The sequence below is a fragment of the Bradyrhizobium sp. 62B genome (assembly GCF_030272265.2).
Lineage (GTDB): Bacteria > Pseudomonadota > Alphaproteobacteria > Rhizobiales > Xanthobacteraceae > Bradyrhizobium.
In genome coordinates, this window is sequence record NZ_CP092842.1 from 415,147 (window position 1) to 430,797 (window position 15,651).

At 59.9% G+C, this 15,651-nt stretch carries 15 protein-coding genes and 1 pseudogene; 11 read left to right on the top strand and 5 right to left on the bottom strand.

What is annotated here, in order from left to right:
* The first annotated feature begins 11 nt into the window (after nucleotides 1–11).
* Together ML401_RS36940 and ML401_RS36945 are read left to right on the top strand one after the other, a co-directional pair.
* Nucleotides 12–1,088 carry a tartrate dehydrogenase gene (locus tag ML401_RS36940; protein WP_285813350.1) on the top strand — a complete coding sequence of 359 codons (1,077 nt, stop codon included), beginning with the start codon at nucleotides 12–14 and terminating at the stop codon, nucleotides 1,086–1,088.
* Between the two features lie 8 nt (nucleotides 1,089–1,096).
* Nucleotides 1,097–2,392 carry a glycerate kinase gene (locus ML401_RS36945; RefSeq protein ID WP_285813351.1) on the top strand — a complete coding sequence of 432 codons (1,296 nt, stop codon included), beginning with the start codon at nucleotides 1,097–1,099 and terminating at the stop codon, nucleotides 2,390–2,392.
* 82 nt (nucleotides 2,393–2,474) lie between these two features.
* On the opposite strand, the gene ML401_RS36950 is transcribed toward ML401_RS36945, so the two are convergent.
* The 4 genes from ML401_RS36950 to ML401_RS36965 form a co-directional block, all read right to left on the bottom strand.
* Complete coding sequence (locus ML401_RS36950; RefSeq protein WP_285813352.1) at nucleotides 2,475–3,173, bottom strand: beta-propeller fold lactonase family protein; 699 nt, start codon at nucleotides 3,171–3,173, stop codon at nucleotides 2,475–2,477.
* Between the two features lie 76 nt (nucleotides 3,174–3,249).
* A complete protein-coding gene (locus ML401_RS36955) occupies nucleotides 3,250–3,726 on the bottom strand; it encodes a beta-propeller fold lactonase family protein (protein WP_285813353.1) in 477 nt (158 codons plus the stop codon).
* 84 nt (nucleotides 3,727–3,810) lie between these two features.
* Nucleotides 3,811–5,007: a mandelate racemase/muconate lactonizing enzyme family protein gene (locus tag ML401_RS36960; protein WP_285813354.1), complete on the bottom strand. Its 1,197-nt coding sequence runs from the start codon at nucleotides 5,005–5,007 to the stop codon at nucleotides 3,811–3,813.
* A 47-nt stretch (nucleotides 5,008–5,054) separates the two neighbouring features.
* A complete protein-coding gene (locus tag ML401_RS36965) occupies nucleotides 5,055–6,350 on the bottom strand; it encodes an MFS transporter (protein ID WP_376717460.1) in 1,296 nt (431 codons plus the stop codon).
* A gap of 182 nt (nucleotides 6,351–6,532) precedes the next feature.
* Here ML401_RS36965 and ML401_RS36970 point away from each other — a divergent pair, with 182 nt between their 5' ends.
* Complete coding sequence (locus ML401_RS36970; RefSeq protein ID WP_285813356.1) at nucleotides 6,533–7,450, top strand: LysR family transcriptional regulator; 918 nt, start codon at nucleotides 6,533–6,535, stop codon at nucleotides 7,448–7,450.
* A gap of 511 nt (nucleotides 7,451–7,961) precedes the next feature.
* On the opposite strand, the gene ML401_RS36975 is transcribed toward ML401_RS36970, so the two are convergent.
* On the bottom strand, nucleotides 7,962–8,549 hold the full coding sequence (locus ML401_RS36975) for a type IV toxin-antitoxin system AbiEi family antitoxin domain-containing protein (RefSeq protein WP_285813357.1): 588 nt from the start codon (nucleotides 8,547–8,549) through the stop codon (nucleotides 7,962–7,964).
* 285 nt (nucleotides 8,550–8,834) lie between these two features.
* Here ML401_RS36975 and ML401_RS36980 point away from each other — a divergent pair.
* From ML401_RS36980 to ML401_RS37015, 8 genes and pseudogenes are all read left to right on the top strand, one after another.
* Nucleotides 8,835–8,999 (top strand): annotated as a pseudogene (locus ML401_RS36980) (hypothetical protein); the annotation flags it as partial.
* Nucleotides 9,000–9,212: 213 nt separating this feature from the next.
* Nucleotides 9,213–10,487 (top strand): IclR family transcriptional regulator C-terminal domain-containing protein, encoded by a 1,275-nt coding sequence (locus ML401_RS36985; RefSeq protein WP_285813358.1) that lies wholly within the window; start codon nucleotides 9,213–9,215, stop codon nucleotides 10,485–10,487.
* 17 nt (nucleotides 10,488–10,504) lie between these two features.
* The gene (locus ML401_RS36990; RefSeq protein ID WP_285813359.1) at nucleotides 10,505–11,611 is read left to right on the top strand and encodes a mandelate racemase/muconate lactonizing enzyme family protein; all 1,107 of its coding nucleotides are present in this window, start codon (nucleotides 10,505–10,507) and stop codon (nucleotides 11,609–11,611) included.
* Between the two features lie 138 nt (nucleotides 11,612–11,749).
* Nucleotides 11,750–12,478, top strand: a complete 729-nt coding sequence (locus tag ML401_RS36995) for a ribonuclease activity regulator RraA (protein WP_285813360.1) — start codon at nucleotides 11,750–11,752, stop codon at nucleotides 12,476–12,478.
* Nucleotides 12,479–12,482: 4 nt separating this feature from the next.
* Nucleotides 12,483–12,956, top strand: a complete 474-nt coding sequence (locus ML401_RS37000) for a nuclear transport factor 2 family protein (RefSeq protein WP_285813361.1) — start codon at nucleotides 12,483–12,485, stop codon at nucleotides 12,954–12,956.
* 111 nt (nucleotides 12,957–13,067) lie between these two features.
* Nucleotides 13,068–13,772, top strand: a complete 705-nt coding sequence (locus ML401_RS37005; protein ID WP_285813379.1) for a shikimate dehydrogenase — start codon at nucleotides 13,068–13,070, stop codon at nucleotides 13,770–13,772.
* A 360-nt stretch (nucleotides 13,773–14,132) separates the two neighbouring features.
* Nucleotides 14,133–14,930: a transporter substrate-binding domain-containing protein gene (locus tag ML401_RS37010; RefSeq protein ID WP_285813362.1), complete on the top strand. Its 798-nt coding sequence runs from the start codon at nucleotides 14,133–14,135 to the stop codon at nucleotides 14,928–14,930.
* Nucleotides 14,931–14,964: 34 nt separating this feature from the next.
* A complete protein-coding gene (locus ML401_RS37015; protein ID WP_285812820.1) occupies nucleotides 14,965–15,648 on the top strand; it encodes an amino acid ABC transporter permease in 684 nt (227 codons plus the stop codon).
* Nucleotides 15,649–15,651: the final 3 nt, after the last annotated feature.

Sequence of the window (15,651 nt, forward strand, 5' to 3'; positions counted from 1 at the left end):
GGATATCTCTCATGAAGACCTACAAGATTGCGGCAATCCCAGGCGACGGAATCGGCTCCGAAGTTGTGGATGCCGGCGTCGAAGTCCTTAAAGCGCTGGCAAAGCGCAATGGGGCGTTCGCCTTTCACTTCGACCACTTTGATTGGGGTGGAGAATATTATAAGCGGAATGGCCGCATGATGCCCGAAAATGGGCGCGATCTGATCCGCAATCACGATGCAATCCTGTTTGGCTCCGCCGGGCACCCCGAAATTCCGGATCACATCACGCTTTGGGGCCTGCGGCTCGCAATCTGTCAGCCGTTCGATCAATATGCGAACGTGCGTCCGACCCGCATCCTTCCCGGCATCACCTCGCCCTTGCGTGCGGTCAAGGACAAGGAGCTCGACTGGGTCATCGTCCGGGAAAATTCGGAAGGCGAGTATGCGGGTGTCGGCGGGCGGGTCCATCAGGGATCTCCTTTGGAGGCAGCAACCGATGTCGCTATGTTTACGCGCGCCGGTGTCGAACGGATCATGCGCTTTGCCTTCGGCCTTGCACGGTCGCGTCCCCGCAAGTTGTTGACGGTCGTGACGAAATCCAACGCACAGCGACATGCGATGGTCATGTGGGATGAAATTGCAGCGGAAGTCGCGCGCGAGTTTTCCGACGTGACGTGGGACAAGATGCTGGTCGATGCCATGACGATGCGCATGGTCATGCGCCCGCAGAGCCTCGATACCATCGTGGCTACCAATCTCCATGCCGACGTGCTGTCCGACCTTGCCGCTGCGCTTGCCGGCTCGCTTGGCATCGCGCCGACCGCCAATCTCAATCCCGAGCGCAAGTTCCCATCGATGTTCGAGCCCATACATGGTTCCGCCTTCGACATCACAGGCAAGGGCATCGCCAATCCCGTCGGCACATTCTGGTCGGCGGTTATGATGCTTGAGCATCTGGGAGAGAATGCAGCCGCGCAGCGGCTCATGAAGGCGATCGAGCGCGTCACCGCCAACCCCGAACTGCATACGCCAGACCTTGGAGGATCGGCGAACACCCGCAAGGTGACGGATGCCGTCGTGAGCGCGATCCAAGCCGAAAACGCTTGACGCCCCCAATGTCCGCTGTGTGGACCGACGCACGGGCTCGCACCTTGCTGCGGCATCTCTTTGATGCCGCAATCGCGAGCGCAGATCCGCGCATAGCCGTCACAGCGAATCTGCCCCCAAAGCCCAGCGGGCGCTGTGTTGTGGTTGGAGCCGGCAAGGCGTCCGCGGCAATGGCCGCGGGGCTCGATGCGGCCTGGCCCGACGTCGAATTGTCGGGAGTCGTCGTAACGCGACATGGGCACGCGGTGCCGGCAGGCCGGATCGAAGTCCTTGAGGCATCGCACCCCGTCCCGGATCACTCGAGCGAGGTTGCGGCGCGGCGGATGCTGGATGCTGTCAGGGGCCTGTCAAAGGATGACCTGGTCCTAGCGTTGATGTCCGGTGGAGGGTCGGCGCTGATGGCCCTTCCCGCCCCTCCGATGACCCTCCCGGATAAGCAAGCGGTAAACCGGGCATTGCTCGCGAGCGGGGCGACAATTGCGGAGATGAATGTGGTGCGCAAGCACCTGTCGGCGATCAAAGGCGGCCGGTTGGCGCTAGCAGCGCGCCCTGCGCGCCTCCTCACCCTCGTGATCTCAGACATTCCGGGAGACGATCCGGCGGCGATTGCGTCCGGCCCGACACTGCCGGATGCCAGCACGAAGGCCAATGCGCGCGAGATCGTTCGCCGTTTTGGGATCAAGCTGCCCGACTCTGCGCAAGCCGTTCTAGACGGCGGGCAAGATACGGCGAAGCCTGGGGACATTGAGGAAGATGTCCGTATTATCGCCGCGCCGTTCACGGCCCTTGATGCTGCAGCCCAGCTCGCCAGGCGCGAGGGATTGAGCGCTGTTGTACTTGGGGACGCAATCGAAGGGGAAGCGCGAGAGCTCGGCACCATGATGGCCGGAATTGCCCGGTCGGTCGCTCAGCACGGGCATCCTGTAAAAGCGCCGGCCGTTCTGCTTTCAGGAGGAGAGACGACAGTCAGCATCGGTCATGGCCGAGCAGGTCGTGGTGGTCGCAATACCGAGTTCTTGCTCGGACTTGCGGTGGCACTTGATGGAGCGGCGGGCATTTGGGCCATTGCCGGGGACAGTGACGGGATTGATGGAACAGAGGATGCCGCCGGCGCTTTGGTGACGCCGGATACCTTGCTTCGCGCCGCTGCGAGCCAGCTCGATGCCCGCGCGTTTCTAACGGCTCACGATAGTTACACCTTTTTCGAGCGTATTGGTGATCTCGTTCGAACAGGTCCCACGCTCACAAATGTTAATGACATTCGGGCCGTTCTGATTGCGCCGACTAAGCAACAGACGGCTTGAGGACGCAAAGCTAGTTCGCTCGCCTACATGAGGCGCCCGCTCGTGCGAGAGCTCCCGCGGGCGCATCGCGCAGACCTGTTCCTCAGAGAGAAACCATTCCGCACCAGAACATCCAATCCTTGCCGACATCGACCTCGTATTTGCGAGCGAAGTTCAGCTTACCATCGTTGGCGACGCCGAACACCGTCATGCCTGCCGGAACGGTCCGAACCATGTCACCGTCGCGAACCGCGAGCGGCGCAACCGCAGCTGTGACCAGCATCCGTCCGGCCGGATGGATGGAGAATGTCCTGCAGTGGAAGGTCTGGGTATCAACGGTCTGGATGAGCGTCGGCTCTCCGCTTGCAGGATCGATCGAAAACACCGCAACCGTATTCTCTCCCTCACCATGGACCTTCCGGCCCGCGAAATCGATCGTTCCGTCCGAGCGGTTGGCAAGATAGACGAACCGGCCGTTGGGGTGCACGTGGATAGGGCCGACGAACTGGTCCGGCAGCCTCGCTTCGTGGTTTTTAGCAGTATATGTTTCGAACAGCGGCTTAGGATCGATGCCTTCGTTGCTCGTCCCATAGACCAGCAGCTGGTTGGTGCGTTCCATCGATACGAACATCCATGGGTTTTCCGGATGAAAGTCGACGTGCCGCGGGCCGAAGCCAAGTCCGTTTCCTTTGGTGATCGAAGTCTCATGCGAAAGCTGCCCCGCTTCAAATCGAAAAACTTTCAAAGCTCCGGGATCTTCAGGCTTGCCGGCGCTCGGGTCGTTACCGCGTGTCGGAAGCACGACGAGCTTGCCAGACGGTGAGACACGGACTTGGTGAGCATAGATGCCGGCATCGATTGAGCCGGACTGCTTGATTTCAGCTTCGATGGAGCCGTCCTCCCCGAGCGCATGGAACGGTCAGAGCTGACGGCATGTTGTAAGCAACAAATAGATAGCGCCCCGCCGGATCGAGCGTGAGGTTAACCGGGCGGTTCTTGAGAAAGACCGGTTCTCCAAATTGCTGCAGCCGGCCCGTGTCTTGTTCGATCGCATAGACCGCGACGCCGTGCCGGTCGTCAGCCTTGGACGTGTACCGGTTGCTAAAAGCCACGTAGAGCAGCGGCTTTGATGGATGTTTCCAAGCGTACTGAACTGCCTCTGGCAGGCGAATGGTGTCAATTTTCCGTAACGTCAGCTGCGTGTCGTCGGGGTCGTAAGAGATCAACTCGGACCCGACTGCGACGTAGAGGACCGCACGAGCTGTGTTCTGCGCAGCAACTGTTCGTGGCGATAGCCCTGTTGCGGCAAGGAGACCCACAAACGTACGGCGGCTGAGTGACACTGCGCGGTTCATGCGTTCTACTCCTCGTAACGGGCTGCTACGTCTACTCAATCCCAAAAAGGCTGGGCCGGGTTGGCCGGACCAGCCTTCTGTTCATTAGGGCCGCTTTCCGGCTTCGTGAGTGGCGCGAGTCCATGTCCGAGCCTGTTCCGAGAGGCTGAAGCCGAGGCCCGGTCGGTTCGGCACAATCATGCGTCCATTCACGACATCGAGTTTCTCGTTGAACATGGCTTCCGACCACTCGAAGTGCTCGACCCAGGGCTCGCGGCCGTAAGCCGCCGTCAGATGAAGGTGGATCTCCATGCAGTAATGGGGAGCGAGTTGCAGCTTCTTATGGTCGGCAAGCGCGAGGATCTTCAGGAAGGGCGTAATGCCCCCGACGCGAGGAGCGTCTGGCTGAATGAAGTCGACAGAATTGTGCCGGATCAGCTCGTAGTGCTCATCGACGCTTGTTAGCATCTCACCCGTGGCAATCGGGGTTGCAAGCTCCTTGGCGAGCGCGGCATGACCTTCGTAGTCGTAAGCATCCAGCGGCTCCTCGATCCAGGTCAGGCTGAACTGCTCGGCAATGCGGCCAAACCGCAGCGCGGTCGTGCGGTCCCATTGCTGATTGGCATCGATCGCTAGCGGCACGTCGCCAATATGCTTGCGCACCGCTTCGATGCGGGCGAGGTCGACCATCGGGTCGGGCTGACCGACTTTGAGCTTAATGGCGCCGATGCCCTTATCGAGCGCCATCGAGACGCGCTCCTTAACCTCCTCGATTGGCATGGAGAGATAGCCGCCGGATGTATTATAGCAGCGAACCGAATCCCGGTGGGCGCCGAGCAATTTGGCCAGCGGCAGCTTCGCTCGCTTGGCCTTGAGATCCCACAACGCAATGTCAAAGGCGGCGATCGCCTGGGTTGATAGTCCACTACGGCCGACGGAAGCACCGGCCCAGACGAGCTTGTCCCAGATGCGCGCGATGTCATTGGGATCCTCTCCTAGGAGTTCACCGGCAATTTCCTTGGCATGAGCGAACTGCCCGGGCCCTCCTGCGCGCTTCGAATAGCTGTAGCCAATGCCACTATGGCCCTGCTCCGTTTCGATCTCCGCGAACAGGAACGCGATCTCGGTGAGCGGCTTTTGGCGGCCGGTAAGCACCTTGGCGTCGCTGATCGGGGCGGCAAGCGGAAGAAAAACCAGTGAGAGCTTGACCCACGCAATCCGATCGGTCGTGGCCTCGCCGGGCGCTAGTCCCGCAGCGAGCGGATTGGCGATGATGCGTGGGGTGTGTTGAATGAAGTTCATCTGTTCGTCCTCGTTCCTTTGGTTGAATTTCTGTCTTGGTCAGACGTCTACTCGGCCGGAATTGGCGCAGGGCGAGGAAGCTCCGGCTTTTCCCGAATGACGGCACGTTGGATCGGGCCCACGATGACCCAATAGCTGATAATGGCGAGCAGGCCATGGAGGCCGACATAGAGTAGCGCGCCATTGAAGGAGCCGGTGGCGGCAAGGATGTAGCCGATCGCAACCGGGGTCGTGATGCCGGCGGTTTTGCCGATGGCGTTGAACACGCCGCCGGTCAGCCCGATGACTTCTTTTGGTGCGGTATCGGCCACTACGGTCCAACCTAGCGATCCAAAGCCCTTGCCGAAAAAGGCGGCGCTCATCAGGACCAGGATCAACGTGGTGGAGTCCGTGTAATTGCAGCCGATGATCAGCATCGTCATCAACAGGCCAATCGTAATTGGCGTCTTCCTCGCGGTACTCAGCGATCCGGTCCTGCGAAGAAGCCAATCTGAGAAGAAGCCGGTCACGACGCCGCCAACGAAGCCGGCGATGGCCGGGATGGTCGCCACTAAACTTGCATCGAGCACCGAGAAGCCGCGGGCCTTGACGAGATAGCTCGGAAACCAGGAGACGAAGAACCAGGTGATGGATGTGATGCCGTACTGCGCGAGGAATATGCCGACGAGCATGCGGCTGCGGAAGACTTCGGCGAGATCCGACCATTTTGGACCGACGCGCTCGGCTGAGCGCACAGGAGCTGCGCCGAGGTCGACAAGGCCGCCACCAGAGCGAATGTGATCGAGTTCAGCTGGCGCGACTTTTGGATGTTGAGCAGGCGGATAGTAGGCGACGAACCAGAGGGCGGAGAATGCGAGCCCAAGGACGCCCATCACGGTGAAGATGTGCTCCCAGCCGAATCGATGGTCCAGATATCCCATCAAAGGCGTGAAGATCACGAGCGAGACATATTGCGCGCTATTGAAGATCGCGCCGGCAATGCCGCGCTCGCTCGATGTAAACCAGGCAGCGATGATGCGCCCAGCAGCCGGCCCGACTGGAGACTCGAACACGCCAAGCAGGAATCGCAAGGCAAGCATGGCCAGAAACGGATAGGCGAGCCAGCCCACGCCGCTCATCAGGAAGGTGACGACCGACCAGAGGACCAATCCGACCAGGATGCTGAACTTTGCGCCGAGCTTGTCCGTGATCCAGCCAGCGGGGACCTGAGCCAGCACGTAGGCCCATGCGAATGCGGAAAACATCCAGCCGAGTTCGACCGGGCTTATGCCAAGAGTCTTGGACATGTTGGGCCCCGCGATCGAGAGCGTCGCCCGATCGCCGCTGCTCAATGCCAGCAACATCGTGATGAGTGCCAAGATGACGAAACGAAATTGGAAGCGCGCCACTCTGCTCCCTGCCATGCGATCCTCCCGTCGAGGTTTTCTCGGATCGATCTCTCGCCGATCACGGAGCGCAACCTAGACGCAGGATCAATTCACGCCTAAACTCAATTTTGGATCAAACTAATACCTTAAAGGTATCAATGATCGAATTTGCACAAATTCGTGCCTTCGTTGCGGTTGCTGACGAGCTTCATTTCGGGCGAGCGGCCAAGCGCCTCAACATGACGCAGCCGCCACTCAGCCGGCACATCCAGATGCTCGAGCAACAGCTCGATGTGACGCTGCTTGAGCGAACGAGCCGGTCGGTTGAGCTGACCGGCGCTGGACGGGCCTTTCTCGCTGAAGCGCGGGGGCTGCTTCAACAGCGCGAGAATGCGGTGAAGGCGGCGCGACAGGCAGCCTCATTGGCTGGTGGTTCGCTTACGATCGGCTTCGTGGGTGCAACGACTTACGGGTATTTGCCGTGGCTTGCCTCGCGCCTGCGCAGCGAACTAGCGCACATCGAAGCAAGCTTTGTCGAACTGACCTCGCGCGAGCAGCTCGAAGCTCTCAAATCGGGGCAAATCGATTTCGGCCTGGTGCGCCCTTTGCAGACGGCCGAGACAGTCAGAAGCGCATGCGTCTTCCGCGAGGAACTGGCGCTCGCACTGCCACTCGATCACCCCCTCGCAGGGCGGCGCCGCCCCGAGCTCGAGCAGCTCGATGGGCAACCCTTCATCATGTATTCGAGCGCTGGTTCCTACATGAACTCGCTGCTCACCATGGCGTTTGGAGCCGCCGGCATCCGACCGAATGTCGTCCAGTCGATGAGCCAGGCACAAGCCATCCTCGCGCTGGTCAGCACGGGGTTGGGTCTTGCGATTGTTCCCGGAGAGACCCGCAATGCCTGCTTCGACAATGTCGTGTTTCGGCCAATCCGCCTTGGGCCCTCTATCTTTGCTGAGTTGCATGCCATCTGGAGAAGCGACAATCGCAACCCTGTTTTGCCGCGCCTGCGCGAGCTTGCCTTTCGGGACGAGGGCGGCGGTGTCCGCCGGCCCTTGCAGCTGCAGCCCTAGATGCCACCAACCAGGACGCGGACCCCGGATTCGGTCCGCCACCGCCGTCATCCTTGGCGGCATGCTCGGCGAGCGCACGAGCTTAGATCATCTTCCTTCGCCAGGGTTACATGCCGATGTGGATCGTCGATCTTGGGAAACGGCCCAACACAATGTCGAGAAACATGCGAACGAAGCCCGAGCTCGTGACTTGACGCTCGCTTTTGATCGAAATTCCGGCGGAGCGCTTGCCTGTGGAAGCGGTAATTCAACGACAAGATCGTCTGCGGGCCAGCCTAGGTCTCGTCCCTGCCACTGCAAGCGATCAATCTTGCCGAATCGGCGCCGAACGTGTTGGCCCTAGCCAGCAGCGATGCATTGCAAGAACATCCGCAATTGACGGTGGAATGGTTCAGCTCTCACATCATCGGTCCGGGGTAGGAAGGCCGCGTTAGTTCAATAAGATATCTCTTGTTATCTGTGCGCTAGATTATAAGAATAATCTTATAACGCTCCGATATTCGTCAGCGGCTTACGTATTCAAGGTCAGCGTCTCAAGGCGCGGCTGAACGATTTTTTCCCATATGCCGGCTTCGGCGGCGTATTTTGCGATTTCGGAGGGTGTCGCTTTGCGCAGTCTGAGCGCGTCTTTCATCGCTTGCGTGACGTGCGCCAGGCCTGCGGGGGCGTTGTAGAAGGCTTTTTGACGTTGGGCGCTCTTGAAGAGATCGACAATGGTTTTGGCCGGTGTGTAGATCAGTACCGAGATCCCTTCGATGGTGTAATGTTTGATCCCCTTGTCAAACTCCTTGGGACCAAAGCGCGTGATTTGAATGCGAGGCCGCGCAATCTTGGGCCGCGAGTCGCGCGGACCGATCGCTATCCATACATAGGGCGGGATGCGGTCTGTCAGCTCATGGAAGGCCAGCGCAGAGTCGTAACAGATGACGCCGTTCGGAATGAGTTTCGCAGCAACTGCGAGAGAGTGGTTACTGTCGAGCAGTGCGTCGGGTAGCTGGTAAAGGCCGCGACTGAGCTGATTGAGCGTGCCCTTCTGTTCCATTCGGGAAATGGTTGCGGCCGTGATCCCTTCTTGGAGAAATTCAGCAAGGCGCATCATGCCCCGCTTCTGAAGAAGCGAGATCGCCCTGTCCCCCTGGCGTTGTGGTTCCTTCCTCATGGTTGATACAAAACCTTGCAATATCAAGATTTCGCAGAAGGAATTATATCAATGCGGCGTTTCTTGCAAAACAAATTCCCTTTTAAAACCAAGCATATAACCCCTCGCTTCATTGGCTCAGAATCTGGCCCTGCGGGTCTCACCATGTGGGCAACCCGACGGGATGAGGCGCACCAAGCCTGCGACAGACTGGATGGTCTCATCTCGTGAAACTAAAATTGAGCCATGTCTGAACACGAAGTCGAGTGGTCGCCGGAGCTGATCCATCCTAAGAATGTCGCCGGAACGGCGCTTCTGGGGAAGGCTTGCGATATCCTCGAGCTGATCGGCAGATCGCCCGGCGTCCTCGACCAAGCGCGTCTTGCGGACCAGACGGGCATCCCCAGGGCGACCCTCTATCGCATCCTTGCGGCGCTGATCTCACGTGGACTAATCCGGGCAGATCCGGGCACCCAGGCCTACACGCTCGGTTTCAACTTTCTCGATCTCGCCCAGAATGCCTGGTCGTCGTCTGACCTTGCGTCAATTGCGTCCGTAGAGTTGAGGCGCTTACGCGATCTGACCGGTGAGACCGCCTATCTCGCGGTTCAAGACGGTCACCACGTGCTCTCGCTCGGCCGCTTCGAGAGCGCACATTCCGAGCGATCCAATGCGAGGCTCGGCGCGCTTAAACCGATGCATTGCACAAGCCAGGGCAAGGCGATCCTCGCTCATCTCTCCGACGCGCAGCTCGACTTTGTAGTCCGCGAGGGGCTTGCCAAGTTTACCGAGAAGACGATTTGTGACGGCGAGCAGTTGAAGGCACATCTGGCCATCGTCCGTGCGCGTGGCTATGCGATCGATGATGAAGAGATAGTTCTCGGCACCCGCTGCGTCGGAACGGCCATTCTCGATCCCGCCGGCAAACCGCTTGCGGCCATCAGCGTGGCCGGCCCGACTTTTCGCATCACCGCCGAGCGCGCCGAACGATTGGGGCAGGAGCTCGTCGATGTCGCAAGACGGATTTCGAGCCTGCTCGCACCTGCCATCAAGAGCGCTCGGCATGATCCGGGGAATTACAAAGTCTGGACGAAGAGCACAGCCTTTGTTGGCGCGGCGCCGCGCTGGGATGCGCGCGCGCAGAACTTGGTTTGGGCCGACCTGCTGGCGCCTGCGATCCGCGCCGACGGTGGGCATCCCTTCACAGTCTCACTCCAGGCGCTCTCTGAGGGCATCAACTCGTTGTGCCTTGTCGAGGGGGGCGTCGCCTATTCAGTTGGCCATGACATCGTGATCGACAATTTATCGGGCGGCCAGGAGCGCATTGAAGGAAAGCCCGGTATTTCCTTCAAGGTGCTGCGCGTCTCGGAGGCTGGTGAGATCTGGGCTGCAGCCTACAGCGCCGAGGCCAACATGAGCCTGGTTGGACCGTGGCGAAGGCAATCGGGGATGGAACCGGTGTTCGAAGTGCAAGGCCAGGTGAGCGACATCGCGTTTTGCGGTGATGCCAGCCTGTTCGCGACGGAGCCATCGCGCCAATGCGTCTATCTGCTGGAGCGAAAGGCGGCGCGAAAGCGAAAATTCGCCGATATTCCGAAGGTCGCGGGCGCTCCTTGTGCGCTCGCCGTCGACGAGCATTTTAACCCATGGGTTGGATTGTCGGACGGCTGGAGCGTCGTGAGGCTCAATGAGAGCGGAGAGATCGAGCGCACCGTCGCCCTTCCAGTGCCAAGACCAACGGGCATCGCTTTTGGAGGAGCCTCCCTGTCGGAGCTTTTCGTGACCAGTGCCCGCACCGGCCTGTCGCGCGAAAGCCTCGCCAATGCTCCTCTTTCGGGACACCTCCTGTCGATCGATGTCGGCGAGCGCGGCCTCGCCGATCCGGTCGCAAGGCTTTGAACCAGGCCACTCGCACTATGCCCGAAAACAACACCGTACCCAAGATCATCTCACTGCAGAGCTTCCCGGTGCGCGTTCCGTTCGCCGATGGCGGCCCGGGCACGGGCGGCACGCCGTCCCGCTGGCATAGCCTCGACATGGTGCTGATCCGTATCGAAGATGAGGATGGGCATGTCGGCTGGGGCGATGCCTTTGCCTATTTCTGCCTGGAGGCGGTGCATGCGGCCGTCGATCACATGATCGCGCCGTTTGTGACCGGGGCAGCCATCGACGATATCGCTGCCTGGAACCTAGAGGTGCAAAAGAAACTTCATCTCTTTGGGCGCTACGGCATAACCATGTTTGCGCTGTCAGGGGTCGACATCGCACTGTGGGACTTGAAGGCGAAACGGAGGGGCGTGCCGCTATGGCGGCTTCTCGGGGCGAATGCGCCCACGCACCGGCCGGCCTATGCGAGCCTCGTCAGGTATGGCGACAAGGCCCTTGTCGCCGAGCAATGCAAGCGGGCACTCGAGAGCGGGTACCGGCACATCAAGCTCCACGAGATCGCCCCGGATGTGATCAGGCACGCGCGCGAGGTCATCGGGCCCGGTGTCGCGCTGATGGTTGATGCCAATTGCGCCTGGTCGATGCAGGAGACGATCGCTTTGCGGGAGACGTTCCATGCCTGCAACACCTTGTGGGTGGAGGAGCCGGTATTCCCGCCTGACGACTACAAGAGTATGGAGGAGATTGAGAAGGCCGCAATCCCCGTTGGCAGCGGTGAGAACGCCAGCACGGCCTTTGATTTCATGCGGATCATCAACGCTATTACATATCCACAGCCGAGTATGACAAAAGTCGGCGGCATCTCCGAATTCACCAAGATCCTGGCCGCATGCGAGCGACACGGTAAGAGCGTCATGCCACATACGCCTTACTTCGGGCCGGGATATTTTGCGACCCTGGCGATGCTGCCTTTGCTGCAGGAGAAGACGCTGATCGAGTTCCTGTTCGTCGAGCCAGAAGCGTGGCTCGCGAGCACGCCGAGGCCGGTGAAGGGTGTCGTCAGCGCCGCTGATCTCATCGGCATCGGGTTTGAACCAGATCTCGATGTCCTCAAGCGCTACGCTCCCCGCACCTGATCTCAACATGTGAGACGGCGGGCTCGCTGCGAGCTTGATAGGCCTTCCGCCGAGCACTGCTGCAGCTATGGTGATGCCTGAAGGCAAGCATTGCACTGCTTGCGCTGGTTAAGATTCCGTTCCTGGAGGTAGATACGCATGGCTCCGATTGCTTCCCAAACACTCGAAAAGCTGAAGGCCTGCTCGACAGCGACGCTGACCACGCAGCTCTTCAAGCGCAACTATCGTCAGCAATTCCTGGTCGGGATCACGCCGCTCAATTCGAGCGCTGGTGCGTTTGCCGGGGAGGCTTTCACCCTGCGCTTCATTCCCTCGCGGGAAGACAAGGACTGGGATCTTTCTGACCTCCGCAAGCGGGGTGAGGACAATATGCAGTGGGAGGCCGTGGAGGCGATTGGCGCAGGCCAGGTCCTGATGATCGACAGTCGCAACGATCCGCGTGCCGCATCGGCCGGCAACATGCTGATGACGCGAATGATGCGCAAAGGCGTCGCGGCAGCCATTACCGACGGCGCATTCCGCGACGGGACAGAGATCTCCAAAATGCCCTTTCCGGCCTACTGCAGGGCCAACACGGCCTCGACACGCCCTGCCTATCATCGCGCGGTCGATATGCAATTGCCAATCGGCTGCGCCGATGTCGCCGTCTATCCCGGCGACATCATCGTTGGGGACAGCGATGGCGTCGTCGTCATCCCGCGCGCCATCGCCGAGGAGGTAGCGGATGAGTCTCATGAGCAGGAACTGCGCGAGAGGTTCCTGTTCACCAAGATCGATGCCGGCGCGCCCCTTTGGGGCACCTACCCGCCGAACGAGGCGACGCTGAAGGAATACGCCGAATGGCGAGCCCGGCGAGCGGCGGAGTAAAGCGATGGGTGCACTAACGAAAGCCGCGCAAGCGGAGGCCTTGATCCGCCGATACTTCCAAGCCTGCAACGATGCCGATCACCAGGCGTTGCTGGACTGCTTCACGAGCAATGCTGTCCACTATTTCCCGCCCGGCCTGCCTGGCGCGCCCTGGCGCGGCGCTCAGGCAATAGCCGACGGCTGGGTCTGGTGTGTCAAAACGATGGGATCGCGCTGGACCATTGAGAAGGTTCTGGCCGGCTCGGACGGCCGCGAAGCGGTGATCGAATGGACCCATTGGAAGACGGCCCTTGGCGAGGTGCTGCGCGGCGATGAATGGTACGTCTTCAACGACGACGTTACACGGATTGCCGAGATCCGGGCGTACTATGCCTCTCCCGTCAACAAGGCCGAGACCGTCAACAAGCTGCATGACTTCGACTATGAGGCCAGGGGCTATGCCATGGCGCCGCCCTCGCCTCCGCCTAAATTGTCCTGAAGTGCCGGGACCCGTTTCATGACAACTTCACTGACCGGAAAGACACGCGTTCACGCGCTAATAGGCTCGCCTATCTCGCAGGTGCTGGCGCCGGGCTGGCTGACCAAGCGAATGGAGGATGTCGGATATGACGGCGTGCTGGTGCCGCTGCAGGTCGAGAGAGGCAATCTTGACACGGCTCTGGCGGCCCTCAAAGCAATGCCGAACATCGACAGCATTCTTATCACGCTGCCACACAAGTTCGGGGCGATCGCGCATTGCGACCGCCTGTCCGATCGCGCCAAGGTCCTCGGGGCGATCAACGCAATGCGACGAGAACAGGACGGCCGCTGGCTCGGCGACAATTTCGACGGTGCCGGCCTGACTGCCGGATTGAAGAAGGCAGGCCATGCCATCGCCGGCAAGAACGTGTTCATGGTCGGCGCGGGCGGTGCAGGATCCTCGATCGGCGTCTCCATGCTCGAAGAAGGCGCCCGCCAGCTGACCTTCCACGACCTCAGCGCGTCAAACCAAAACAGCCTGTTCGACAGGCTCAGTAAGGCATATCCAGGCAAGGTCTCCATCGATACTGCCGTTCCTCGCGATTGCGACATTGTCGTCAATGCGACGTCGGCAGGCTTGCGGGACGGCGACCCGCTACCAGTCGATCCCGCTCAACTTGCGCGGCAGATGATCGTTGCCGACGTCATCACCGATCCGGTCCCGACGAGGCTCCTGTCGGAGGCAGCCAAGATTGGCTGCGCCACGCGAGACGGCACGCACATGCTGGATGGACAGATCGAGCTTCTGTTCTCCTTCATGACCTCTCGTCATTGAGCATCAGACCACTCATTAACGGCGACAGTCTCACGAAGTGAGACGATCTCTCGCGGACATGAAAGACGGGCTTCACGTTGAAAGCCTCGCTCGCTAACCTCTCGCGCAATCATAACAACAATACTTGGCACTCTGGAGGAGACACTTGCGAACGCCATCGAGGCGGTCGGACCGAAAGAATCGATCGCCGCCTGCTCCCTAAGTGGTCGCACTGCCTGGCACCGACGCGACGAGAATAACGCCGGGGCGGAAGCGGATGCGCGCTCCGAATGCCGAAGCCGAATCGAACTCTTCTAGCCGAAAATCTGGGCGGCAGCTCCGTCCAAATTCGAACAGTCAATTGCCATCGGGAGGATTGAAATGAAGACTCTTGCTAAAGTGTTGACAGCTGCTGCGATCTCGCTGGCCCTTATGGGGCAAACAGCGACAGCCGGGACGCTTGAGAAGATCAAGTCCGCGGGTGTCATTCGCATCGCCGTCGATCTCGGCGTCCCTCCCTGGGCGTTCAAGGATGACGGCCTCAATCCCACCGGATCGGAAGTCGAAACAGCTAAGCTCTTGGCCGCTGATCTCGGCGTGAAGATGGAGATCGTGGGGACGAACAGCGCCAATCGCATTCCTTTCCTGATGTCGCATCGCGCAGACGCAGTCATTTCGGCCTTGTCGATCACTGATGAGCGCAAGAAGCTAATCGCGTTCTCGCTACCATATTCTGGAGCGACGTCCTATGTGGCAGCACCGAAGAGCATGCAGATCAAGGCGTTCGCCGATTTGTCGGGAAAGCGCATTGCCGTCACGCGCGGCACCACGAACGATGCGGATGTGACTGCGGCGGCCCCGCGAGATGCGGAAATCGTGCGCTTTGAGGATGAAGCAACGACCATGACGGCAGTCGTGTCCAACCAGCTTGACTTGGTCGCGCAGGTGCCAACTCTCGTCGACCTGATCAATAAGAAGAATCCCACCAAAGAGCTCGAGCTGAAGCTGCCGCTTCGGACCGCGCCGATGGGTGTTGGCATGCGTAAGGAGGATACCGATCTGAAGGAATGGGTCGACAGCTGGGTGAAGAAGAACATCGCCAACGGAAAGCTCCAAGCGATCTTCAAGAAGTTTCAGGGCGCCGACCTGCCTCAGGAAGTCATCGCCGCGTCTCAATGACATGGCCAACGGCCCTTGAAACGAGCAAAGTCCTATGACCTACAATTTCGACTTCGCAGCCGTTCTGGCTTATTGGCCGCTCCTGTTGGAGGGTATCTGGACGACGCTACGGCTCACTTTATTCTGCACGGTGTTCGGCATCCTTTTAGGTGGTGCCTGCGCCGTGGTCCGGACTGGCGGGCCAGCCTGGGCCCGTTGGATCGTCTCCTTGTATGTGGAGTTCATCCGCAATACGCCGCTGCTCGTGCAGTGCTACTTCCTGATCTTTGGCATTGCGAGCATGGGAATTCGGTTGCCCATCCTGGTTGGTGCGACCATTGCGCTGACGGTCAACATCGGAGCCTATACAACTGAGATCGTGCGTGCGGGCATTGAATCGATCCATCGCGGCCAGCTTGAGGCGGCGACCTGCCTTGGACTGTCGCGTAGCCAAACCTATCTGCATGTGATTATTCGGCCAGCGCTAGAGCGCGTCTATCCCGCGCTGTCGAGCCAGTATGTTCTGTTGATGCTGGCCTCGAGCATCGTGTCCTCGGTTGGCGTCGAGGAGCTATTCGGGATCTCCAACCGAATCCAGAGCGAGACCTATCGGAATTTCGAGATCTTCGTCGTGCTCGGCGGCATCTATCTAGTTCTCGCCATATTGGTACGTGGCGGTTTTGCTCTCCTCGGACTTGCGATGTTTCCTCGTCGCCGCAAGCTCGGAACCCCGCTGTGAGCA

Coding starts and splice junctions, on each gene's coding strand:
- ML401_RS36995 (WP_285813360.1), top strand. CDS start 11,750: ATGGCTCCGATTGCTTCCCAAACACTCGAAAAGCTGAAGGCCTGCTCG.
- ML401_RS36940 (WP_285813350.1), top strand. CDS start 12: ATGAAGACCTACAAGATTGCGGCAATCCCAGGCGACGGAATCGGCTCC.
- ML401_RS37010 (WP_285813362.1), top strand. CDS start 14,133: ATGAAGACTCTTGCTAAAGTGTTGACAGCTGCTGCGATCTCGCTGGCC.
- ML401_RS36990 (WP_285813359.1), top strand. CDS start 10,505: ATGCCCGAAAACAACACCGTACCCAAGATCATCTCACTGCAGAGCTTC.
- ML401_RS36945 (WP_285813351.1), top strand. CDS start 1,097: ATGTCCGCTGTGTGGACCGACGCACGGGCTCGCACCTTGCTGCGGCAT.
- ML401_RS37000 (WP_285813361.1), top strand. CDS start 12,483: ATGGGTGCACTAACGAAAGCCGCGCAAGCGGAGGCCTTGATCCGCCGA.
- ML401_RS36975 (WP_285813357.1), bottom strand. CDS start 8,549: ATGATGCGCCTTGCTGAATTTCTCCAAGAAGGGATCACGGCCGCAACC.
- ML401_RS36955 (WP_285813353.1), bottom strand. CDS start 3,726: ATGAACCGCGCAGTGTCACTCAGCCGCCGTACGTTTGTGGGTCTCCTT.
- ML401_RS36970 (WP_285813356.1), top strand. CDS start 6,533: ATGATCGAATTTGCACAAATTCGTGCCTTCGTTGCGGTTGCTGACGAG.
- ML401_RS36960 (WP_285813354.1), bottom strand. CDS start 5,007: ATGAACTTCATTCAACACACCCCACGCATCATCGCCAATCCGCTCGCT.
- ML401_RS37005 (WP_285813379.1), top strand. CDS start 13,068: ATGGAGGATGTCGGATATGACGGCGTGCTGGTGCCGCTGCAGGTCGAG.
- ML401_RS37015 (WP_285812820.1), top strand. CDS start 14,965: ATGACCTACAATTTCGACTTCGCAGCCGTTCTGGCTTATTGGCCGCTC.
- ML401_RS36965 (WP_376717460.1), bottom strand. CDS start 6,350: ATGTTGCTGGCATTGAGCAGCGGCGATCGGGCGACGCTCTCGATCGCG.